The 21392-nt window shown below is 70.1% G+C and carries 21 protein-coding genes, 1 tRNA gene, 1 pseudogene and 2 riboswitches; of the genes and pseudogenes, 13 read left to right on the top strand and 10 right to left on the bottom strand.

What is annotated here, in order from left to right; all coding sequences use genetic code 11:
* From ABZU75_RS26170 to ABZU75_RS26140, 7 genes are all read right to left on the bottom strand, one after another.
* Positions 1-1350 (bottom strand): ABC transporter ATP-binding protein (locus tag ABZU75_RS26170; RefSeq protein WP_355559290.1); only part of this gene is annotated, 1350 nt, incomplete at its 3' end.
* A 209-nt stretch (positions 1351-1559) separates the two neighbouring features.
* Positions 1560-2780: a beta-ketoacyl-[acyl-carrier-protein] synthase family protein gene (locus ABZU75_RS26165; protein WP_355559287.1), complete on the bottom strand. Its 1221-nt coding sequence runs from the start codon at positions 2778-2780 to the stop codon at positions 1560-1562.
* Positions 2777-3025 (bottom strand): acyl carrier protein, encoded by a 249-nt coding sequence (locus ABZU75_RS26160; RefSeq protein WP_084195145.1) that lies wholly within the window; start codon positions 3023-3025, stop codon positions 2777-2779. The genes ABZU75_RS26165 and ABZU75_RS26160 overlap by 4 nt, the downstream gene beginning before the upstream one ends.
* A gap of 246 nt (positions 3026-3271) precedes the next feature.
* Positions 3272-3502: a hypothetical protein gene (locus ABZU75_RS26155; RefSeq protein WP_355559284.1), complete on the bottom strand. Its 231-nt coding sequence runs from the start codon at positions 3500-3502 to the stop codon at positions 3272-3274.
* A 73-nt stretch (positions 3503-3575) separates the two neighbouring features.
* Positions 3576-3884 (bottom strand): hypothetical protein, encoded by a 309-nt coding sequence (locus ABZU75_RS26150; protein WP_350924866.1) that lies wholly within the window; start codon positions 3882-3884, stop codon positions 3576-3578.
* A gap of 61 nt (positions 3885-3945) precedes the next feature.
* Complete coding sequence (locus ABZU75_RS26145; RefSeq protein ID WP_355559281.1) at positions 3946-4698, bottom strand: hypothetical protein; 753 nt, start codon at positions 4696-4698, stop codon at positions 3946-3948.
* 39 nt (positions 4699-4737) lie between these two features.
* A complete protein-coding gene (locus ABZU75_RS26140; RefSeq protein WP_355559278.1) occupies positions 4738-5457 on the bottom strand; it encodes an FCD domain-containing protein in 720 nt (239 codons plus the stop codon).
* Positions 5458-5545: 88 nt separating this feature from the next.
* On the opposite strand from ABZU75_RS26140, the gene ABZU75_RS26135 reads away from it, so the two are divergent.
* The 8 genes from ABZU75_RS26135 to ABZU75_RS26100 all read left to right on the top strand — a co-directional run bounded on the left by ABZU75_RS26135 (position 5546) and on the right by ABZU75_RS26100 (position 14991).
* Positions 5546-6889, top strand: a complete 1344-nt coding sequence (locus tag ABZU75_RS26135; RefSeq protein ID WP_350961173.1) for a glutamine synthetase family protein — start codon at positions 5546-5548, stop codon at positions 6887-6889.
* Positions 6890-6891: 2 nt separating this feature from the next.
* Positions 6892-8238, top strand: coding sequence for an aldehyde dehydrogenase family protein (locus ABZU75_RS26130; protein ID WP_355559274.1), 1347 nt, complete (start codon positions 6892-6894; stop codon positions 8236-8238).
* Positions 8239-8243: 5 nt separating this feature from the next.
* Positions 8244-9008 (top strand): 3-oxoacyl-ACP reductase, encoded by a 765-nt coding sequence (locus ABZU75_RS26125; RefSeq protein WP_350924856.1) that lies wholly within the window; start codon positions 8244-8246, stop codon positions 9006-9008.
* 139 nt (positions 9009-9147) lie between these two features.
* On the top strand, positions 9148-9843 hold the full coding sequence (locus ABZU75_RS26120; RefSeq protein ID WP_355559270.1) for a gamma-glutamyl-gamma-aminobutyrate hydrolase family protein: 696 nt from the start codon (positions 9148-9150) through the stop codon (positions 9841-9843).
* 78 nt (positions 9844-9921) lie between these two features.
* Positions 9922-10020: riboswitch (glycine riboswitch) on the top strand.
* Positions 10021-10022: 2 nt separating this feature from the next.
* Positions 10023-10107, top strand: a riboswitch (glycine riboswitch).
* Between the two features lie 40 nt (positions 10108-10147).
* Positions 10148-11239, top strand: coding sequence for a glycine cleavage system aminomethyltransferase GcvT (gene gcvT / locus ABZU75_RS26115; RefSeq protein ID WP_350924845.1), 1092 nt, complete (start codon positions 10148-10150; stop codon positions 11237-11239).
* Positions 11236-11625, top strand: a complete 390-nt coding sequence (gene gcvH, locus ABZU75_RS26110; RefSeq protein WP_030906360.1) for a glycine cleavage system protein GcvH — start codon at positions 11236-11238, stop codon at positions 11623-11625. The genes gcvT and gcvH overlap by 4 nt, the downstream gene beginning before the upstream one ends.
* Before the next feature lie 70 nt (positions 11626-11695).
* On the top strand, positions 11696-13072 hold the full coding sequence (locus ABZU75_RS26105; protein ID WP_350924841.1) for an L-serine ammonia-lyase: 1377 nt from the start codon (positions 11696-11698) through the stop codon (positions 13070-13072).
* 137 nt (positions 13073-13209) lie between these two features.
* Entirely contained in the window at positions 13210-14991 is a 1782-nt protein-coding gene (locus tag ABZU75_RS26100) for a hypothetical protein (protein ID WP_355559265.1), read from the top strand.
* 224 nt (positions 14992-15215) lie between these two features.
* On the opposite strand, the gene ABZU75_RS26095 is transcribed toward ABZU75_RS26100, so the two are convergent.
* The gene (locus tag ABZU75_RS26095; RefSeq protein ID WP_355559262.1) at positions 15216-15854 is read right to left on the bottom strand and encodes a DUF6286 domain-containing protein; all 639 of its coding nucleotides are present in this window, start codon (positions 15852-15854) and stop codon (positions 15216-15218) included.
* Positions 15855-16003: 149 nt separating this feature from the next.
* Between ABZU75_RS26095 and ABZU75_RS26090 the strand changes: the two genes are divergently transcribed.
* Positions 16004-17197: an amino acid deaminase/aldolase gene (locus tag ABZU75_RS26090; protein WP_355559259.1), complete on the top strand. Its 1194-nt coding sequence runs from the start codon at positions 16004-16006 to the stop codon at positions 17195-17197.
* A gap of 138 nt (positions 17198-17335) precedes the next feature.
* On the opposite strand, the gene ABZU75_RS26085 is transcribed toward ABZU75_RS26090, so the two are convergent.
* Both ABZU75_RS26085 and ABZU75_RS26080 read right to left on the bottom strand, forming a co-directional pair.
* A complete protein-coding gene (locus ABZU75_RS26085) occupies positions 17336-17812 on the bottom strand; it encodes a hypothetical protein (RefSeq protein WP_355559257.1) in 477 nt (158 codons plus the stop codon).
* Positions 17813-17902: 90 nt separating this feature from the next.
* Complete coding sequence (locus ABZU75_RS26080) at positions 17903-18235, bottom strand: DUF3618 domain-containing protein (RefSeq protein WP_355559254.1); 333 nt, start codon at positions 18233-18235, stop codon at positions 17903-17905.
* 111 nt (positions 18236-18346) lie between these two features.
* Between ABZU75_RS26080 and bcp the strand changes: the two genes are divergently transcribed.
* From bcp to ABZU75_RS26060, 4 genes and pseudogenes are all read left to right on the top strand, one after another.
* Entirely contained in the window at positions 18347-18811 is a 465-nt protein-coding gene (gene bcp, locus ABZU75_RS26075; protein WP_355559251.1) for a thioredoxin-dependent thiol peroxidase, read from the top strand.
* 104 nt (positions 18812-18915) lie between these two features.
* Positions 18916-19323 (top strand): annotated as a pseudogene (locus tag ABZU75_RS26070) (HNH endonuclease signature motif containing protein); the annotation flags it as partial.
* A 28-nt stretch (positions 19324-19351) separates the two neighbouring features.
* A tRNA-Leu gene (locus ABZU75_RS26065) sits at positions 19352-19424 on the top strand.
* Positions 19425-20097: 673 nt separating this feature from the next.
* Positions 20098-21297 (top strand): sensor histidine kinase, encoded by a 1200-nt coding sequence (locus ABZU75_RS26060; protein ID WP_355559248.1) that lies wholly within the window; start codon positions 20098-20100, stop codon positions 21295-21297.
* Positions 21298-21392: the final 95 nt, after the last annotated feature.

Raw genomic sequence — 21392 nt, 5'->3', positions numbered from 1 at the left:
CAGGCGGGTGCGGGCGAGCACCCGCCTGATGTCGGCCTCCTCCACGCCCGGCGCGGCGAAGACGAGGTTCTCCCTGAGCGTGCCGTCCAGCACCGGCGCGTCCTGCTCGACGTAGCCGAGGCAGGCGCGCAGCTCGGCCAGCGGCCAGTCCCCGATGTCTCGGCCGTCGATCCTGATCGTCCCCGACTGCTGCTCGTAGAACCGCTCCAGCAGGGCGAAGACCGTGGACTTGCCCGCGCCGGACGGCCCCACCAGGGCGGTCAGCCCGCCCGGGGGCACCTCGAAGGAGACGTCGTCGTGGATGATCGGCCTGTCGTCGCCGTAGCGGAAGACGACGCTCTCGAAGGAGACCCAGGCCGGAGTGCTCCCGACCTCGTAGACCTTGCCGTCCGTCTTCTCGACGGGAAGCTCCTCGATCTCGCGGATCCGCCGCACCGCGGCCAGGCCGTTCTGCAACTGCGTGAAGCCCTGGACCAGCTGGCCGATGGGGGCGACCAGGTAGAACAGGTAGAGCAGAAAGGCGATCAGCGAGGAGACCTCCAGCGTGCCCGAGGAGACGCGCGCGCCGCCCACGCCGAGCACGGCCACGAAGGCCAGCTGCGCGGAGACCCACGCCGAGATACCGGCGATCGAGGCCAGCCAGGCGACGGCGATGCCCCGGTCACGCGCCTCGCGTGCCGCCTCGGTCACCGCAGCGATCTCCCGCTCCTCGGCACCGCTGGCCTTGACGGTACGGAACGCCTGGAGCACCCGGTCCAGGACCGCGCCCATCTCGCCGACCGCGATCTGGGCCTGCGTCGAGGCCCGCTGGATACGGGGCAGGACCAGGCCGACGAGCCCGCCGACCAGGACCAGCACTCCCAGCGTGATGAGCAGCAGCGCCCAGTCCATGATCGCCATCATGACCACGGCGCCCACGATCATGAAGAGCGAGCTGACCGTCTCGACCACGCTGTTGGCGAACACCGCGCGCAGCAGCGTGGTGTCGGAGGTCACCCGGGACATCAGGTCACCGGGTCTGAGCCGGTCGACCTCGGACGTGCGCAGCCGCAGCATCCGGTCGACCAGGCCGCGGCGGGCGGAGAAGACGATGCTCTCCCCCATCCGCTCCAGCACGTAGCTGCCCAGCGCGCCGAGGCCGGCTCCCACCAGCACGGCGGCGGTCAGCCCCAGCACGGGGCCGAGCAGGGAGCGCTGCTCACCGAAGGCGTCGACCACCGTCTTGGCCAGGAGCGGCATCGCCAATCCGGCCAGCGAGCCGACGAGGCTGAGCACCCCGCCCAGCAGCAAGGTTTTCCGGTGGGGCCCTAAATAGGCGACCAGCAACCGCCAGGACGCGGTCTCGGACAATGCGATCCCCCTTCGAAACGACGCGATCGACCTCCGGCCGCTTTTCCTGTTTACCTCGCACGAGTCCACCCCGAGCGCCTTTGCCGTGTTTCGTAACGAAAGTCGGTGACGTCACCAATTTTGTCAACCAAAACTGACATCAGGGGGTCGGCGAAGGCCCCGCCGATCCGGCGCCGTTTCACGGCGGGCCGGCGGGGCCGTACGGAATGTCAGGAATCCAGGGAGGGGGTGAGGACCAGGCAGGCGTTGCTGCCCCCGAAGCCGAAGGAGTTGGACAGGACGGGGGCGACGGCCACGGACCGGGGCTCAGCGCAGACGATGTCGATGAGGTCGGCCTCGGGGCCGCCCGCGAAGTTGGCGGTGGGGGGAATCAGGCCCTCTCGGGCCGACAGCAGGGCGATGACCGCCTCCAGCGCGCCCGCGCCGCCGACGAGGTGGCCGGTCACGCCCTTGGTCGAGGTCACCGGGGGCGTACGGCCACCGAAGCACGCGTGCAGGGCGGCGGCCTCGGCGCTGTCGTTGTGCGGGGTCGAGGTCCCGTGGGCGTTGACGTGCCCGACGTCGCCGATGTCGAGTCCGGCGTCGAGCAGGGCGGCGCGCATGCACCCGGCCGCCACCGAGCCGTCCCTGAGCGGCGCCACGATGTGGTTGGCGTCGCAGTTGGCCGCGTAGCCGCTGACCTCGCCGTAGACACGGGCGCCCCGCGCCTCGGCGAGGTCGGCGCGCTCCAGGACCAGAAAGGCCGCGCCCTCCCCCATGACGAAGCCGTCACGGTCGGCGTCGAACGGGCGGGACGCCTCCGAGGGGGCGTGCGTCCGCTCCGACAGGGCGCCGACCCGGGCGAAGGCCTCCATCGCGAGCGGGGAGAGCAGCGCGTCCAGGCCCCCGGCGACGGCGGAGCCGACCACGCCCGAGCGGATCGCGCGCAGCGCCTCGCCGATCGCGGTGGCCCCGCTGGCGCAGGCCGTGTTGAAGGTGAGGCACGGCCCCCTGAAGCCGTACCTGATGGCGACGCGCGAGGCCGTCGAGCTGGACATCAGCGTCGGAACCGCGTGGACCGGCACCTTCTCCCTGCCGAGCGTGTGCCCCACGATCAGGTTCTCCAGGGTGGCGAACCCGCCGCCGCCGGTGCCCACGTACACCCCGCAGCCCTCGGCGGGCAGGCCGTCCGCGTCGGCGACGGCGTCGATCGCCGCGGCGAGGCCGATCTGGGAGGTCCGGTCGAGGGTCCGGAGCTCGCGCCCGCCGAAGTAGTCATCCGGCTCGAACGGCGCCAGCGGGCACCCGATCGAGACCGGCACCCGGGCGTCGGCCAGTTCGGGGATGGCGGTCGCGAGCGACTTGCCCGCGAGCACCGTGGCGAAGACGTCCCCCGCCGTGTTGCCCGCCGGGCTCTTGACCCCCAGACCCGTGACGACGACGCGCGTCACCGGGCCGCCAGCGCGGCGTGCAGTACGCCCGCCATGTCGGCGACGGTCTGCGCCCCGGCGAAGTCACTGGGGTCGAGCTGGATGCCCAGCTTCTCCTCGATGATGACGGAGATCTCCACCCATTCCAGGCTGTCGATCTGGTGGTCGGCGATGGTGGCCCCCGGCTTCACCTGATCGCTCGGTACGCTCAGCACCTCGGCGATCGCCGACCGGACCACGGATGTCGCTGAATCGAGGCTTGTCATTCGCCCACCTTTAAAAGGATTGGTCCACTCGCGCCCCTGCAATGCCTTCGGACTATAGCGAAACAGACATATATTCTGTCTATGTACGACCAGGCGGAATTCTCGAAATTTCTACTCATTAAGTGATGAGCGGTGCGGGGAAAACCACCCCTCCCGGGGCCGGCCCGAAGAGCGGCCGCCGCGTACCGGTGCCCCGCCGATCCGGAGCCGGCAAGGAGCCCATCGGCGGGACACCGGCGAGCGGGGTCAGTGGCGGCGGACGCCGTACTCCCTGCGCATCTCCGCGACGGTGTCCAGGATCTCGTCCTGGGTCTTCAGCAGCCTCGCCTCGGCCTCCTCGGTTCTGGCCTCGGCCACCAGCCGGCGGTTGCCCGTCCGGCCGGCCAGCCTCCGCTTGACCCTGGCCTTCAGTTCGCGCAGGTTGAACTTCTCCATCAGACCCATGATCAGCACCCCTTCGGCAGGCAGGGCCGTCATCTGCCCGGCGCGCGGCCGGATATGCACGGGTTTGAAAGCTCACCACGACCGGCCGCCGCTTTCCCCTCGTTCCTCAGTCGGGGTCGGGGACGTCGTCGTAGTCGATGTCGCCCTCCTCCGCGCGGCGCAGCCCGATGTCCTCCACCCAGGCGCCGGCGAACCGGCGGATCTCCCAGAGCCGCTCGCCCCGCACGCCGTGGGCCTCGAAGTCCTCGTCGGCGATCAGGGCGACGAACTCCAGCCGCATCACCAGCTCGGCGAGCGAGAACCCCTCGTCGTACCGGCGGGCGAGGTGTTCGAGTTCGCGAAAACCGTACGGCTCGGAGACCGAGGCGACGTCGATGACGTCGCGGGCGAGACCGCGCTCGTGCAGTGCCCACACTCGCGGGCCGACCTCGGCTCCCGGTCCACACGGCGAGGGCGACGGCGAGGGCATCGGCGGTTCAGCGGCGGGAGCGGCGGCGGGTGGAGGGGAGGTCATGACGGCCGGAGACGAACTCCTGGAAGGCGATCTTGCCGCGGATCACCGGGCGGCGCCAGCGCTCCTCGCGGCGCTCGGCCCTGGCCATCTTGCGGAGCCGCGGGTGCCGGGCGCCCGGAGCGAAGAACCAGTGTGCCCAGGGCGATCCCGGGCGGGCCAGCCGCACGGCCCCCGGCACCAGGAGGATCGGCACGAACAGCCCGACCAGGCCCGTCCAGATCTTGCCCTTGAGCAGCGTGACCACGGCGAGCCCGAGGTTGGTCACGATGAGGCCGGCGGTCAGCCAGGTGCCCCTGGGGGTGCCGTCGGAGTTCTCCCAGCCGAGGGGGCGCAGGCCGAGCAGGAGCAGGCCGGTGATCGCGACGGCGATGAACACCGCGTCCACGGAGGCTCGGCCCTCCTCCTCCCAGTAGACGTCGCGCAGGTGCAGGATCAGCGCGAACTCGTCGAGGACGAGGGCGGCGCCGATACCGAAGATCACCGCCGTCACCGCGTACCAGCCCTCGGAGACCCCGGAGACGACGAGGCCGGACACCCCGCCGAGCAGGGTCAGCACCACGCCGAACACCACATGGTGAATGTGCATCTCGCCGACGTTGACGTTACGGAACCAGCCGATCTTGGCCCGGATGAGCCGGACGTTGATCCTGGTGAACACGAAGGCGACGATCAGCGCGACAAAGAAACAGAACAGCGGCAGCCGCCCTGTTTCCATGATCCGATCTCGGAACACATCCCCCACCGTTTTATCAGGCTATGCGAGGAAGCCCCGTAGCAGCGCGGCGGTGCCCTCAAGGTGCTCGGCCACGGCGCGGCGCGCGCCCTCGGGGTCGCCGGCCAGGATCGCCGTCACGATCGCCTCGTGCTGGATCGCGGCGTGCTCGATGTTGCGCCGGAGCACCGGGATGGCGTTGAGCAGGTCGGTGACCCGCAGCCGGGCGTCGGCGCAGGCCGCGGCGAGCAGCGGGGAGCCGGTCAGCTCGGCGATGGCCAGGTGGAAGGCCGTGTCGAGACGGCGGTAGTCGTCGGGCCCCGCCGAGTTGACCTCACGCAGCCGCTCCCGCAGGGCGTCGCACCGCTCCTCGGTGAGCGCGGTGGTGGCGAGCACCTGGGCGGCGCCGCACTCCACGGCCATCCTGAAGGTGAGCGCGTCGCCCAGGTCGTCGGTGCCCATGTCGGCGACCGCCCTGCGCAGGTCGTCACGGCGCGGGCGCGGCGGGGTGTAGGTGAGAAAGGCGCCGCCGTACCTGCCACGGCGCACGGTGAGGTAGCCCGCCTCCGCCAGGGCGCGGATGGCCTCGCGCAGGGTGACCCTGCTGATCCCGAGCTGGGCGGCGAGTTCCCGCTCGGGCGGCAGCTTCTCGGCTACCAGCCCCAGCTTGATGACCTGGAGCAGGCGCTCCACGGTCTCCTCGAACGCGTTACCCGCGCGCACCGGCCGCAGCACGGTCGCCAGTCGCGACACCTCGTCCAATTGATCTCCTCCGACCCTTGACAATGCTCCCCCCGCTACACGTCAATGGTCTGACACTAGCCCAATAAGACTCCGGCGAGGAGGGCGTGTGGACGTCCGCGAACTTCACGACGAGGTGCGGGCAGGACGGATCGACACCGTGCTGCTGGCGATCGTCGACATGCAGGGCCGCCTGCAGGGGAAACGCCTGTCGGCACGTTACTTCCTGCAGGAGGTGCTGGGACATGCCTCCGAGGGATGCAACTACCTGCTCGCGGTCGACGTCGACATGAACACGGTCGACGGCTACGCGATGTCCTCCTGGGAGCGGGGCTACGGCGACTTCGTCATGAAACCCGACGTGTCCACCCTGCGCCGGGTGCCGTGGCAGGAGGGGACGGCCCTGGTGATGGCCGACCTGCTCTGGGAGGACGGCTCCGACGTGGCCGCCTCGCCGCGGCAGATCCTGCGCCGGCAACTCGCCCGGCTGGCCGAGCGGGGCTGGGGGGCGTTCGTCGGGACCGAGCTGGAGTTCGTGATCTTCAACGACAGCTACGAGGACGCCTGGCGCGGCGGTTACCGTGACCTGACGCCCGCCAACCTCTACAACGTCGACTACTCCCTCCTCGGCACCGCCAGGGTCGAGCCGCTGCTGCGCAGGATCAGGCTCGGCATGGAGGGCGCGGGCATGTACGTCGAGTCGGCCAAGGGCGAGTGCAACCTCGGCCAGCACGAGATCGCCTTCCGCTTCGGCGAGGCCCTGTCCAGCTGCGACGACCACGCCGTCTACAAGAACGGCGCCAAGGAGATCGCCGCCCAGGAGGGCATGTCGATCACCTTCATGGCCAAACCGAACCAGCGCGAGGGCAACTCCTGCCACATCCACATCTCGCTCAGGGACACCGCCGGAGAGCCGGTCATGGCGGGTTCCGAGGCGCACGGACTGTCCGCGACGGGACAACACTTCATCGCCGGTCAGCTCGCCCTCATGCGCGAGCTGACCCTGCTGTACGCGCCGAACGTCAACTCCTACAAGCGGTACGTGCCGGGCAGCTTCGCCCCCACCGCCGTCAAGTGGGGCGTGGACAACAGGACGTGCGCGCTGCGCCTGGTCGGCCACGGCCCCTCGCTGCGGATCGAGAACCGGGTGCCCGGCGGCGACGTCAACCCCTACCTGGCGGTCTCGGCACTGGTCGCGGCCGGGCTGCACGGCATCGAGAACGAACTGCCGCTTGAGGAGGCGGTCACGGGGAACGCCTACACCTCGGGCGCGGAGACCGTCCCGCACACCCTGCGGGACGCGCTGGAGCTCTGGGAGGGCTCCGCGTTCGCGGCCTCCGTCTTCGGCGAGGACGTCGTGGCGCACTACGCGAACAACGCCCGGACCGAGCTGGCCGCCTTCGACGCGGCGGTGACCGACTGGGAGCTGTTCCGAGGATTCGAACGGATGTGACGGTGAAGATCATAAATCCGGCGACAGAAGAGGTGATCGCCGAGGTCGAGATGGCGGACGCCGCCGAGGTCGACAGGGCGGTGGAGCGCGCGAGAAGGGCCTTCGCCACCTGGCGGAGCGTCGGCCCTTCCGACCGGGCCCGGCTGCTGCGCCGGTTCGCCTCGCTGGTGCGCGAGCACGCCGAGGAACTGGCCCTGCTGGAGGTCGCGGGCGCCGGGCACACGATCGGCAACGCCCGCTGGGAGGCGGGCAACGTCGCCGACGTGCTCGACTTCTACGCCGGGGCGCCCGAGCGTGACCACGGCCTGCAGATCCCGGTGCCCGGCGGCCTGGACGTCACCTTCAAGGAACCGCTGGGCGTCGTCGGCGTGATCGTGCCGTGGAACTTCCCGATGGTCATCATGACCTGGGGGACGGCCCCGGCGCTGGCCGCGGGCAACACCGTGATCGTCAAGCCCGCCGAGTGGACACCGCTGACCGCCCTGCGGGTGGCCGAGCTGGCCCTGGCCGCCGGGCTGCCCGAGGGGGTGTTCCAGGTCCTGCCCGGCGCCGGAGAGGTCGCGGGCGCCCGGCTGGTCGAGCACCCGGACGTGGCGAAGATCGTGTTCACCGGCTCCACCGAGGTGGGCAAGGAGATCGCCGCCGTCTGCGCCGGGCAGGTCAAGCGGCTCACCCTGGAGCTGGGCGGCAAGAGCGCCAACGTGGTCTTCGCCGACGCCGACCTGGAACGGGCGGCGGCGACCGCGCCGTACGCGGTCTTCGACAACGCGGGCCAGGACTGCTGCGCGCGCTCCCGGATCCTGGTCGAGCGCTCGGTGCACGACGAGTTCCTGGCCCGGTTCGGCGAGGCCGTGCTGAAGGTCAGGGTCGGCGACCCCCGCGACGAGAGCACCGAGATGGGCCCGCTGATCAGCGCCGAGCACCGGGAGCGGGTGGCCTCCTACGTCACCGAGCCGCCCCACCTGCGGGGCGCGTGCCCGTCGGGGCCGGGGTTCTGGTTCCCGGCGACGGTCCTGACCCCGACCTCGGCCGACGACCGGGCGTTCACCGAGGAGATCTTCGGACCGGTGGTGTCGGTGCTGCCGTTCGACGACGAGGCGGACGCCGTGCGGATCGCCAACGACACCCCGTACGGCCTGAGCGGGTCCATCTGGACCCGTGACGTCGGCCGGGCGCTCCGGGTGGCCAGGGCCGTCGAGGCGGGCAACCTGAGCGTCAACTCGCATTCGAGCGTCCGCTACTGGACCCCGTTCGGCGGTTTCAAGCAGTCGGGCCTCGGCCGCGAGCTGGGACCGGACGCCCTGTCCGCGTTCACCGAGACCAAGAACGTCTTCATTTCCGAGGAGTAGAAGCGATGCTGCGTTTGCAGGACCGGGTGGCCGTCATCACCGGCGCCGGTAGCGGGATCGGCCTGGCCACCGCGCGCCGGTTCGCCGAGGAGGGCGCCCGCGTCGTGTGCGTGGACCTGGACGAGACGACCGGCGCGGCGGCCGCGGCCGAGGTCGGCGGCCTGTTCGTGAAGGCCGACGTGACCAGCGAGGACGACGTCGTCCGGATGTTCCAGACCGCGTTCGACAGCTACGGCAGCGTGGACATCGCGTTCAACAACGCGGGCATCTCACCGCCGGAGGACGACTCGATCCTGGAGACCGGCATCGACGCCTGGCGCCGGGTCCAGGAGGTCAACCTCACCTCCGTCTACCTGTGCTGCAAGCACGCCATCCCGTACATGCGGCGGCAGGGCAAGGGGTCGATCATCAACACCGCGTCGTTCGTGGCCGTGATGGGCTCGGCGACCAGCCAGATCTCCTACACCGCCTCCAAGGGCGGGGTACTGGCGATGTCGCGCGAGCTGGGCGTGCAGTTCGCCCGCGAGGGCATCCGGGTCAACGCGCTCTGCCCCGGCCCGGTCAACACCCCGCTGCTGCAGGAGCTGTTCGCCAAGGACCCCGAGCGGGCACAGCGCCGCCTGGTGCACATCCCGATCGGCCGCTTCGCCGAGGCGACCGAGATCGCCGCCGCGGTGGCGTTCCTCGCCTCGGACGACGCGAGCTTCGTCACCGGCGCGGAGTTCCTGGTGGACGGCGGCATCTCGGGCGCCTACGTCACGCCACTCTGACCGCTCCCGGCCATCTCCGCCCCCGCCACCTTCGCGACCGGCGGTGGCGGGATTTGCCCAGGCCATACCCTGGCCCCGATAACGTGCGAGGACGTGGGCGGATGTCCCATGTCCCCGGCGTCCGCGTGAGAAAGAGATCATGTCCCGTCCCGTCATCGGCATCACCTGCTACGTCGAGCCCGCGAGGTTCACCGTCTGGGAGACGACCACCGCGCTGCTGCCGTACGACTACGTCGACCACGTGGCCCGCGCGGGCGGGCAGCCGGTGATCCTGCCGCCCGCGGGCGACCCCGCGACGCTCGTGGAGCGCCTGGACGGGCTGATCCTGGCCGGCGGCGGGGACGTCGGCCCGGAGCGGTACGGGCAGGAGCCGCACGAGCGGACCGGCTACGTCCGGCCGTTCCGCGACGACGCCGAACTGGGACTGGTCCGGGCGACGCTGGAGCGGGACCTGCCCTTCCTCGGCATCTGCAGGGGCATGCAGATCCTGAACGTCGCCCTCGGCGGCGGCCTCCACCAGCACCTGCCCGACGTGGTGGGCCACCAGGGGCACGCCCCGGCCCCCGGCAGCTACGGCAGGATGCCGGTGCGGCTCGCCCCCGGCAGCCTGACCTCGAAGGTCTTCGGGACCGAGACCGTGGACGTGGCCCACTACCACCACCAGGCCGTTGACCTGCTCGCCGAGGGCCTGACCGTGACCGCCCACGCCGAGGACGGCACGGTGGAGGCCGTGGAGGTGGAGGATCATCCGTTCGCCCTCGCCGTCCAGTGGCATCCCGAGACCGACGACGAGTCGGCCCTGTTCGAGGCACTGGTCCGGCACACCCGCCGCTGAGTGATTCGTGAAGGCCGGTGCGCGCCCGGGGATTTCGCTCGGCCGGTGCGGGCGGTTAGGCTGGCCTGCGACACCGATGAACCCCGCGCGGGAGAGTGTCCTGACATCCAGGCCAGGACCCCTGAAGGAGCAAGCCCTCCCCGCGAACCTCTCAAGGCAAAGGACCGTGCGGGTAGGTGCCTCTGGAAAGCAGGTCCCACGACCTCGCCGAAGGTGAAAGTCCGGTAAAACCCGGATGAAACTCTCAGGCACCAATGACAGAGGGGGAGGATGATCTCATCTGTCCCTTGTCTGAGGTGCGAACATGTCCCGACCTACGCCGCTGCGCGGCGTGCACGAGTCCCTCGGCGCGACGCTGACCGACTTCGCGGGCTGGCTGATGCCGCTCCGCTACGGCAGCGAGTCCGCCGAGCACAACGCGGTCCGCCAGGCGGCCGGCCTGTTCGACCTCTCCCACATGGGTGAGATCTTCGTGACCGGCCCGCAGGCCGCCGAGGCCCTCGACTACGCGCTGGTCGGCCACCTCTCCGCGCTGGCGCCCGGCCGCGCCCGCTACACGATGATCGTCGACGCCGGGGGCGGCGTGCTGGACGACCTGATCGTCTACCGGCTGGCCCCCGAAGAGTTCATGGTCGTCGCCAACGCCTCCAACTACCCCCGGGTGGCCGCCGAGCTGACCGAGCGCGCCAAGGACTTCGACGCCGCGGTGCGGGACCGCTCCGAGGAGTACGCGCTGGTCGCCGTCCAGGGGCCGCGCTCGGTGGAGATCCTGAGCACTCTCACCGACGCCGACCTGGACGGGCTCGGGTACTACGCGGGCCTGCCCGCCGTGGTGGCCGGACACGAGGTCCTCGTCGCCCGCACCGGATACACCGGCGAGGACGGCTTCGAGCTGTTCGTCGCGGCCTCGGCGGCGGAACCCCTCTGGACCGCCCTCACCGAGGCGGGCGCACCGCACGGGCTGGTCCCCGCCGGCCTGTCCGCGCGCGACACCCTCCGGCTGGAGGCGGGCATGCCGCTCTACGGCAACGAACTCTCCGCGGACCTCACTCCGTTCGACGCCGGGCTCGGCCGTGTGGTGAGGTTTGACAAGCCGGGCGACTTCGTCGGCCGGGCCGCCCTCGAACCGCTCAGGGACGTCCCGCCGGCCCGTCGTCTGGTCGGCCTGGTCGCGAGCGGCCGCAGGGTGCCCCGGCACGGGTATCCGGTGGTGGTCGCCGATGACGGCACGGTCGCCGGGGAGGTCACCAGCGGGGCGCCCTCCCAGACACTGGGCAGGCCCATCGCCATGGCCTACGTGGACAGCGGCCTGTCGTCGGGGCTGGCCGTCGACATCCGGGGCAGCCGCGAGCCGGTCGAGGTCGTCGAACTGCCTTTCTACAGGAGGAAAAAATGAGCAGCATTCCCGAGGACCTGCACTACACCAAGGAACACGAGTGGATCGGCGGCGTCGACGACGGCCTGACCCTCACCGTGGGCATCACCGCCTACGCCGCCGAGGCGCTGGGCGACGTGGTCTACGTGCAGGTACCCGAGGTAGGCGCGTCGATCGCCACCGGTGACGCCGTCGGCGAGGTCGAGTCGACCAAGTCGGTGAGTGACATCTTCGCACCGGTCACCGGCGAGGTCGTGGAGGTCAACCAGGCGGTCGTGGACGACCCCTCGCTGGTCAACAGCGACTCCTACGGCGACGGCTGGCTGTTCCGGGTACGTCTTGAGGGCTCCGCCGACGACCTGCTGTCGCCGGAGGAGTACACCGCGCTCACCTCGGGTGAGTCATAAGTTCGACGCCTCGCGTCACGGTCACGCGCGTCCCCGGGCGCGCGTGACCGTCCACGCTGGAAGGATTCAGATGACGATCAGTGTCTTCGATCTCTTCAAGATCGGAATCGGCCCGTCCAGCTCGCACACCGGCGGCCCGATGGCCGCCGCCCACAAGTTCGCTCGGGGTCTGCACCGGGACGGGCTGCTGGAGAAGACCGCGCGGGTGAGCGCCATCCTGTACGGCTCGCTCGGGCTGACCGGCAAGGGCCACGGCAGCGACAAGGCGGTGCTGCTCGGCCTGTCGGGCGAGAAACCCGAGCTGGTCGACGTCGACACGGTCGACGAGCGGCTGGCCGCCATGCGCGCCTCGGGCACCGTCCGCCTGTACGGCTCCCACGAGATCCCCTTCGTCATCGGCGAGGACCTCGTCTTCGAACGCAAGATCTCGCTCCCCCACCACCCCAACGGCATGCGCTTCACCGCCCTGTCGGAGTCCGGCGAGACGCTGCGCGAGAAGGTCTACTACTCGGTGGGCGGCGGCTTCGTCGTCGACGAGAACGCCACCGGCGCCGACCGGATCAAACCCGACGACACGGTCCTGCCGCACCCCTTCACCACGGCCGCGGAGCTGCTCGCCCAGTGCGCGGAGACCGGGCTGTCGATCTCCGGGCTGATGCTGGAGAACGAACGGGCGTTCGGCCGCACCGAGGCCGAGATCCGCGCCCAGCTGCTCGTCCTGTGGCAGGTCATGAGCGAGTGCGTGCGACGGGGCATCGGCAAGGAGGGCGTGCTGCCCGGCGGCCTGAAGGTCCGCCGCCGCGCCCACCAGCTCCACCGGCAACTGCGGAGCGAGCCGGGAGAGAAGGACTCGCTGCAGACGATGGACTGGGTCTCGCTGTTCGCCCTCGCGGTCAACGAGGAGAACGCCGCCGGCGGCCGGATCGTCACCGCGCCCACCAACGGTGCCGCGGGCATCATCCCCGCCGTGCTCACCTACTACGACCGCTTCGTCCGCGAATCCGATGACGAGGGGGTGATCCGCTTCCTGTTGACCGCGGGGGCGATCGGCGTGCTGTTCAAGGAGAACGCCTCCATCTCCGGGGCCGAGGTGGGTTGCCAGGGGGAGGTCGGCTCCGCCTGCTCGATGGCCGCCGCCGGGCTCACCGAGGTGATGGGCGGCACCCCCGAGCAGGTCGAGAACGCCGCCGAGATCGGTATCGAGCACAACCTGGGGCTGACCTGCGACCCGATCGGCGGCCTGGTGCAGATCCCGTGCATCGAGCGCAACGCCGTCGCCTCGATCAAGGCCATCGCCGCGGCCAGGATCGCGCTGCGCGGCGACGGCCGCCACTTCGTCTCGCTGGACAAGGCCATCAAGACGATGCGCGACACCGGCCGCGACATGCTCGACAAGTACAAGGAGACCAGCCGCGGCGGGCTCGCGGTGAACGTCATCGAGTGCTGAACGCTTCCCCAGATCCGCGCTTCAGATGAGGAACGCCGCATAGAGCTCGATCGACACCAAATTTCGCATCACGTATGGGCCCCTCCCGTCCCGCGCCTATGCTGGGTGGCCATGTCCGCGGGACTCGGGAGGTCGTGGTGGTAACGGGAACGCACCCGGCGAACCGTGCCTCGCGGGTGCTCCGTTTCTTCGGGGCACACTGGCTCTTCATCGCCGCCCTGCTGGCCGGCGGCTGCCTGCGCGCCCTGGCCGTGCTCGGCTACCGGCCCGCCCTGTGGTTCTGGGCCGACTCCTTCGTCTACCTGAACGCCGGGCTCGACCCTCGCCCTCTGGAGCCCCGTCCCGGGGGCTACTCGCTGTTCCTGTGGATCCTCAAGCCGCTGGCCAGCGTCCAGGCCGTGGTCGTCGTCCAGCATCTGCTCGGGCTGGCCGTGGCGCTCTGCGTCTACCTGCTGCTGCGCAGGCTGGGCCGCCTGCCGGGATGGGGCGCGACGCTCGCCGCGCTGCCGGTGCTGCTGGACGCCCACCAGATCCAGCTCGAACACCTCGTCATGGCGGACCTGCTCTTCCAGTTCCTGGCGGTGCTGGCGGTCACCCTGCTGCTGTGGCGGCAACGCCCGGCCGCCTGGGTCGCGGCGCTGGCCGGCCTGCTGCTGGCCGCCGCGACGGTCACCCGGACCATCGGGCTGCCGCTGATCGCCGTGGCACTGGTCTGCCTGGTGATCCGCCGGGCCGGGTGGCGGGCGGTCGTCTCCGCGACCCTGACCGCCGCCATCGGCCTGGGCTCGTACGCCGCCTGGTTCGAATCCGAGCACGGCAGCTACGCGCTGACCCGGGGCAACACCTTCCTGTGGGCGCGGACGATGACCTTCGCCGACTGCGCCAGGATCCAGCCGACCGGCCCCGAGGCGGCCCTGTGCCCCGTCGAACCGGTGGGACAGCGCGCGGCGCCGCCGGTCTACATCTGGGACGACGCCTCACCGCTGAACAAGGTCAAGGGCGGCTGGGCCGAGCGCGACGCGCTCGCCGGCGCCTTCGCCACCCAGGCCATCAAGGCCCAGCCGCTGGACTTCCTGCGGGCGGGCCTCGACGACGCGGTCCACATCTTCGACTGGACCCGGCGCGTCTACCCGACCCCCGGACCGCAGAGCGCCTACGTCTTCCCCGACACGCTGCACCCCTTCCCCACCGAGGCCGCCTCGCAGGGGAAGACCGCCGAGCAGCTGACCGTGGCCTACCAGGGCGTCTCGGGAGCGCCGACGATGGCCGAGCCGTACGCGGGCTGGTTGCGCGGCTACCAGGAGTACGGCTTCGTGCGCGGCCCGTTCCTCGCGGTGATCTGCCTGATCGGCCTGGTCGGCGTGCTGATGCGGCTGCGGCGGCTCGGCGGCGCGGTGCTGCTGCCCTGGGCCGCGGGGACCATGCTGCTGATCCTGCCGCCCTTCATCGCGGCCTTCGACCACCGCTACGTGGTGCCCGCGCTCCCGCTGGTCTGCCTGGCCGCCGGGCTGTCCTTCGGCGTCCGGCACCAGGAGAGTACCCCCGAGGAACCGGCGGAGGAGGAACCGGACTTCGAACCGGACTACGGCAGGACCGCCGAGCGGCCGGTGTACGCGAGCCCCGTCGCGGAGCCGGCGTACGACAGGTCAGCGGCGGCGGACGTGCAGACGAACCATCGCGCCGAGTTCTACCTCCCCGAGAGCCCGTCTGACCTTCCCCACCGCGTCCTTGTTCAGCCGCGCCACGAGCCTGCCGACATCGGTCCCCGGCGCGCAGCCCACACTGATTCGCAACCGCTCGTGCCTTACGTACCTGACCCGAATCCGGACGAGCCCTTCGACTTCTTTAAGGGCAACAGCGAGCATGGCGGTCCCCGTTCCGGTCCGCCCGCCCCACCGTCCCCAGCCCAGGGCGTGTAGCAGCCACCGCACCGCCAGCAGCGCGAGCACCACCAGCAGCAGCCCGACCAGCCAGCCCAGCCACGGATGCGCGGCCAGCCAGCCGGGGAACCCCCCGCGCACGAGCCTGGCCCCGGGCGGCTGACCGGGCAGGTCGCCACGTCCCCGCAGGAAGGCGTAGAGACCGGCGCAGACCAGCGCCGCGCCGGTGACGGCCAGGCCGATCCGGTTGCCGAGATACGGTCTCATCTGACCCTCCGCCTGCGCAGCCGCACCACGACGTCGCCCGCGCACATCGCGCCCAGGCCCGCCATCCGGTCGCCCACCGCCGCGCCCACCCCGCGCAGCACCGGCCCGGTCCGCTCGGCCTCGGTGAACACGGTGACCTCGACGATCCGCGACGCGAGCCGGACCCGTGCCCCGCTCACCTCCTCCACCGACGCCGCCGCCTCCCCCAGCGTGCGGCAGAGCCCGGACCTGGTGATCCCGATCACCATGTGCGGATCTCCCGACTCCAGCGGCACCAGCCTGGGTCGTCCCGGCAGGGCCGCGAGCCCGAGCATCAGCAGGCCCGCCACCATGGCGAGCACCGCCATGGCGAACACGACGGGGTCCGACCAGCTCCACGAGCCGGCCCCGTTGACGAGCCGCCGGTAGGGCATTCGCGCGACGGGCGACTCCATCAGCAGGCCCACGGTCACCGAGGCCGAGACCGACAGCACGACGGACGCCACCAGCGCCGCCGGCACGCCCGCCGGGGTCCTCCCCGGCCGAAGCAGCCGCACCGACCTGCGGCGGACGTCCTGAAACTGCTCGGCCGCCCTGCCTCCCGCGCTCCCGGTGCTTCCCGAGCCCGCCAGGACGTCCTGGAGAGTAGTCGTCATTCGGTCAGGTGTACGCGTTCCGGCGGGGTCGAGGCCGGGATCAACCGCCCTCTTGCGCGATCTTGGGACCCTCCTGGCGGGAGCATTGAGCAGCTCTCCAGCAACATGAACACTACTCATATTCTTTCGAGCCGGGTTATCCTGCGAACATGGACGACCTCCAGCGCTACAACCGGGCCACCGCACACCTGGACCCCCCCTTCGCGGTCCTCGACCTGCCCGCCCTGCGCGCCAACGCCGAGGGAATGCTCCACCGGGCTCACGGCAAGCCGATCAGGGTCGCGAGCAAGTCCATCAGGTCCCGGGCCGTGCTCGAACGGATCCTCACCATGGACGGCTTCACCGGGATCATGGCCTTCACCCTCCCCGAGGCCCTCTGGCTGGTCTCCACCGGAATGCGGAACGTGCTCGTCGCCTACCCCACGGTGGACCGCGCCGCGCTCGCCGAGCTGGCCGCCGAACCGCTCGCCGCACGGGAAATCACCATCATGGTGGACCGGATCGACCACCTCGACCTCGTCGACTCCGCCGTCGCCGGCGTCCACGACCGCCAGGAGATCCGGCTCTGCCTCGACATCGACGCGGGCTACCTCGCCTTCGGCGGCCGGTTCCGGGCGGGCGTCCGCCGCTCCCCCATCCGCGAGAGCGACCAGGCCGCCGACCTGGCCACCCAGATCGCCAAACGCCCCGGATTCCGCCTCGTGGGCCTGATGGCGTACGAGGCGCAGATCGCCGGGGTCGGCGACGACCCCCCCGGCAAGCCCGCCCTCACCCGGGCCATCCGCCTGATGCAGACCCGCTCCCAGCGCGAGCTGATCACCCGCAGGGGCCGGATCGTCCAGGCCGTCCACCAGATCACCGACCTGGAGTTCGTCAACGGCGGCGGCACCGGCAGCATCGAGAAGACCGCCAGGGAAAGAGCCATCACCGAGATCGCCGCCGGCTCCGGCTTCTTCCACCCCCGCCTGTTCGACTTCTACCGGGGCTTCGGCGGCCACCCCGCCGCCCTCTTCGCCCTGCCCGTCGTACGCCGCCCCGCACCCGGCGTCGTCACGGTCCTCGGCGGCGGCTACCCGGCCTCCGGTGCCCCCGGCGCCGACCGCCTGCCCCAGCCCTACCTGCCGTGCGGGCTGCGATACGACCCCAACGAGGGAGCCGGCGAGGTCCAGACCCCCCTGGTCGGACCGGCCGCCGAGGACCTGCGCACCGGCGACCGGGTCTGGTTCAGGCACGCCAAGGCCGGCGAGCTCTGCGAGCGCTTCGCCAGCCTGCACCTGATCGACGGGGACAGGGTCGTGGACGAGGTCCCCACCTACCGGGGCGAAGGCCGCACCTTCCTCTGACCCGCCCCCGTGCACGCGGAGCAGGCACCTCGCCCACCGGCGGGTGCCCGCTCGTGTCTCATCCCCCACCCTCCGGCCCCGGAAGCCCGCGCTGCCCCGCGCCCGGAGAGGCCCCCGTACGGGGCTCAGCGGAAACCTCTAGAAGCCCAGGTCGAGCTCGTACCACCTGCTGCACTTGTAGGTGGACCAACCTCGGTAGCTGATCTGGCAGGTCTTCACCCGCACCTCGCTGACATCGTGCGCCGTGACGCGGAAGTACTTGGTGTCGTCATAGCCGCACTGCTTCACCCGCTTGATGACATTCCAGTCCTCGTCATCGGACGAGGCGGCCTGCACCTCGAAGTAGGCACACCGCCCGCCCCGGGCCAGCGAACGCCGGTCACCGTCGTACAGCCCGCCCCGCAGCACGAACGTGTTCTCATCCTCGTCGTCGCCCTCGACCGAGTATTCGGCCTCGACCGTGGCCAGCCCGTTCCTGGACTCCTGGTCGAAGCTGTCGTCGAAGTCACGCGCGGCCGACGCCGGCGCCGACGCCGCGAAGGCGGCCGGAGCCACCGTCAGCATGAGACCGGTGGTCGCCGCCACCGCGACCGCAGCGCGAATGATGCTTTTCACGGATTTACCCTCCCTTTTCCTTGCTCGCAATATTCCGCGAGCAAGGAAAAGGGCACATGAGTAAACCCCTACTCAATTCGGGGCCGCCGATCACCGGCGACGGCGCCGCCACAACATGATCACCGCACTGACCGCCAGCAGCGTACCCACACCGATCAGGATCGGCGCCAGCTCGGGCCGATCGTCCGCCCACAGGTCCTCAGGCTCGCCCTCGGCCCTGACCGGCCTCGGCCCCGCCACACCGCCCACCAGATCACCGACCTGGGCGACAAAATGCTCGGCATTCGCCCTGACCTTCGCCACGCCACGCTCCGCGACCCGCTTGGGGTTCACCCGGTCCGCGATGGCGTCCACCGTCTGGGCCAACTCCGCGCGCGTGCGCTCGATCTGCCGCTCCAACTCCGCGGGATCGGTGTCCGCCATGGCTCTCCTCCCCTACTCCTTGACATCGATCAGTCTGTCAGGTCCGGCCCACCCACGGCACTTCGGACAGGCCGGTAAGTTGACCTGGGAACCATTCCTCGGAGGGACATCATGAAACTCGAGCCGGGCGACGCCGCCCCGGACTTCACGCTTCCGGCCGCCGACGGCGCCACCGTGTCGCTTGAGCAGTACCGCGGCAGGCGCGTCATCCTCTACTTCTACCCCGCCGCGATGACCCCGGGCTGCACCAAACAGGCCTGCGACTTCCGCGACAGCCTGGCCTCGCTCGGCTCGGCCGGCCTCGCCGTGCTCGGCGTCTCGAAGGACACCCCCGCCAAGCTCGCCAAGTTCGTCGAGCGCGACGCCCTGACCTTCCCGCTCCTGTCCGACCCCGCGCTGGAGGTCCACAAGGCCTACGACGCCTACGGGGAGAAGATGATGTACGGCAAGACGACGGTCGGGGTCATCCGCTCCACCTTTGTCATCGACGCCGACGGCAAGATCGAGAAGGCTCTCTACAACGTGAAGGCGACCGGCCACGTGGCCCGGCTCCGCCGCGAACTCGGCGTCGATTAAATCCCTTTTTTAGCCTTTTATCATGACATGGGCACGCGTCGAGAATTGCCGTACCCGTTACCTAGACTTGACGCGTGCCCGTCAAATACAAATACACCCCCGAAATGCTGGCGGAGGCCGCGGCCGACTCCCTCAGCATCGCCGACGTCCTCCGCCGCCTCGGCATCACCATCGCGGGCGGCAATTACACCCACATCAGCCGCCAGCTGAAGCGCTTCGGAATCGACACGTCGCACTTTCGCAGGGTCTCCCCCAACAGAGGGAAGCCCTCACCACGACGCAGTCGCCCGGAACAGGTTCTCGCCATACGATCGGAGGGCAGCCCTCGCCCAGACCCCGGGCAGCTCAGGCGCAGCTTGATCGAGATCGGGATGCCATACCGCTGCGCGGGCTGTAGGATCGAGGGCGCCTGGCAAGGTCAGGCATTGACACTGCACGTTGACCATATCAATGGCAACTGGCTGGACAACAGAAAAGAAAACCTGCGCGTTCTCTGCCCCAATTGCCATTCACAGACAGAGAATTTCGCAGGCAAGAATAGGGGTCGTAGCCCAACGGTAGAGGCCACGGTTTTAGGTACCGTCCAGAGCGGGTTCGAATCCCGTCGACCCCACAAAACAATTCAAAGCCAACCGGTCGACACGAAGTCGATGGACACCAGCATAACAATATCGGCCCAGGATTCATTCTTCATAGAATATTGCCGGACCGAAAGACGCTTCGCGTCGAGATCTGCGGTCATACGCAGAGCCATTCAATTGCTGCGCGAATCCGTCCTCGCGGAAGACCGTGCCGCCGCGTCCGGTGTGGCGGGTGAGGCCGGGGGTGCACGTTCAGGTGGCCTCGCCGTGGGAGACGGCTTCGGTGAGTCACCCGCGTGAGCTCCGGTCGACCGCTCGTGGGACCGGCGTCGCCCGGAACGGCACGATGTCCACTGCTGGACGGGAAAATCCGCGCGGGTAACCGGGTGATTCGGGTGAGATCACCGAAGCATCCGAGCGGGCGCGGAGCGGTATCCGATGGGCGGCTCCATCCGGTGTGGCGGGGGGAACGGGGAAAACGTCAGGTCGCGCGGCGTGGTCTAAATGCCGCGCGACCCAGCGTCGTTGTGACTGATCATCACAAACTGTCTCCCTTTACTCACCCCGGAGGGTGCTCCCATAAACCATGGTGCCGCAGGGGCCGTAAAGGCTCTGTAAGTCGTGCCGGATGTGCGACCTGGGTCGTACATCGGGCTCCCCCTTCAGGGGGAAGGGCGGTGATCTGCGTATACGTATCGTGGTGGTGTGTTCGGCAGATTACGCGCCTGGAGCAGGCGCCATCCCGGGATTACGGACGCGCTGTGGCTGAGCCCGTTCCTGCTGGTCTCGGTGCTCAATGTCTGGGCCGTCGGGACGGGTGACCTGGTGGCGTTGGGAACGACGAGGCTTGGGTCGTGGGGGTTCGCGGGGCTGGGGTTGTTGCTGTTCGTGCCGCTGCTCTGGTTGCGGCAGCGTCCCGTCACGGTCTTCGTGATCATCTCGCTGACCTGTTTCCTGCAGTGGCTTCTCGGTGTGCAGCCCTTGTTCTTCAATGTCTCGGTGCTCGTCGCCATGTACGGTGTGGCGTCGCGGCGCCCGCTGCGCTGGGCGGTCGGCGCGGGTCTGGTGGTGGAGTTGGGGCTGGCTCTGGCGTTCGCGCGGTTGGCGCCGGAACTCGATGTGAGTGCCTTCGCCACGGCCTCGGCGTTCGCGGTGGCGATCTGGATCGCGGGGATCTACGCGAACACCCGTCGCCGCTATCTGGAGGGGTTGGAGGAGCGGGCCGAGCGGGCGGAGCGGGAGCGTGATCAGCAGGCCCGGTTGGCGGCGGCGGCGGAGCGGGCTCGGATCGCCCGTGAGCTGCACGATGTGGTCGCGCACAATGTGAGCGTGATGATCGTTCAGGCGGACGGGGCGGGTTATGCGATCGAGCATGATCCGGAGCAGGCGCGTCAGGCGATGCGGGCGGTCTCGGCGACGGGGCGCGGGGCGCTGGCGGAGATGCGGCGGATGGTGGGTGTGTTGCGGGCCGATGGTGTGCAGGAGGAGTACGCTCCGCAGCCGAGCCTGTCGCAGTTGGACGATCTGGTGGCGCGGGTGCGTGCGTCCGGGCTGCCGGTGGAGTTTCGGGTGCTCGGGGTGCCGCGGAAGCTTCCTGAGGGGGAGCAGTTGACCGTCTATCGGATCGTGCAGGAGGCGCTCACCAATACTCTCAAGCACGGCGGTCCGGAGAGCAGGGCCGTGGTGGAGATGGAGTACGGCGTGCGGGAGTTGCTGTTGCGGGTGACCGACGACGGTCGTGGTGCCGCGGCGCCGCGGCGTGAGGGCGGGCACGGCCTGGTCGGCATGCGGGAGCGGGTCGCGCTGTTCGGTGGGAGTGTGGAGGCGAGGCCCGGTCCCGGCGGCGGTTTCCGGGTGGTGGCGCGGCTGCCGATCGGTGAGGCCGGGACGGGTCGGGCGGCTTGAGAGTGGGCGTCTGGGTCGGGTGTGGTGGCGATCGGGTGCGTTCGGTGGAGAACGGTCGGGCGTGTCCCGTGGAGAGCAGGACGGGTGTGGAGCGG

The organism is Streptosporangium sp. NPDC005286 (assembly GCF_040607515.1).
Classification (GTDB): domain Bacteria; phylum Actinomycetota; class Actinomycetes; order Streptosporangiales; family Streptosporangiaceae; genus Streptosporangium.
This window is presented reverse-complemented; position numbering and strand designations above follow the sequence as displayed.

Coding starts and splice junctions, on each gene's coding strand:
- ABZU75_RS26125 (WP_350924856.1), top strand. CDS start 8,244: ATGCTGCGTTTGCAGGACCGGGTGGCCGTCATCACCGGCGCCGGTAGC.
- gcvT (WP_350924845.1), top strand. CDS start 10,148: ATGTCCCGACCTACGCCGCTGCGCGGCGTGCACGAGTCCCTCGGCGCG.
- ABZU75_RS26155 (WP_355559284.1), bottom strand. CDS start 3,502: ATGACGGCCCTGCCTGCCGAAGGGGTGCTGATCATGGGTCTGATGGAG.
- ABZU75_RS26120 (WP_355559270.1), top strand. CDS start 9,148: ATGTCCCGTCCCGTCATCGGCATCACCTGCTACGTCGAGCCCGCGAGG.
- ABZU75_RS26090 (WP_355559259.1), top strand. CDS start 16,004: ATGGACGACCTCCAGCGCTACAACCGGGCCACCGCACACCTGGACCCC.
- ABZU75_RS26095 (WP_355559262.1), bottom strand. CDS start 15,854: ATGACGACTACTCTCCAGGACGTCCTGGCGGGCTCGGGAAGCACCGGG.
- gcvH (WP_030906360.1), top strand. CDS start 11,236: ATGAGCAGCATTCCCGAGGACCTGCACTACACCAAGGAACACGAGTGG.
- ABZU75_RS26145 (WP_355559281.1), bottom strand. CDS start 4,698: ATGGAAACAGGGCGGCTGCCGCTGTTCTGTTTCTTTGTCGCGCTGATC.
- ABZU75_RS26160 (WP_084195145.1), bottom strand. CDS start 3,025: ATGACAAGCCTCGATTCAGCGACATCCGTGGTCCGGTCGGCGATCGCC.
- ABZU75_RS26105 (WP_350924841.1), top strand. CDS start 11,696: ATGACGATCAGTGTCTTCGATCTCTTCAAGATCGGAATCGGCCCGTCC.
- bcp (WP_355559251.1), top strand. CDS start 18,347: ATGAAACTCGAGCCGGGCGACGCCGCCCCGGACTTCACGCTTCCGGCC.
- ABZU75_RS26080 (WP_355559254.1), bottom strand. CDS start 18,235: ATGGCGGACACCGATCCCGCGGAGTTGGAGCGGCAGATCGAGCGCACG.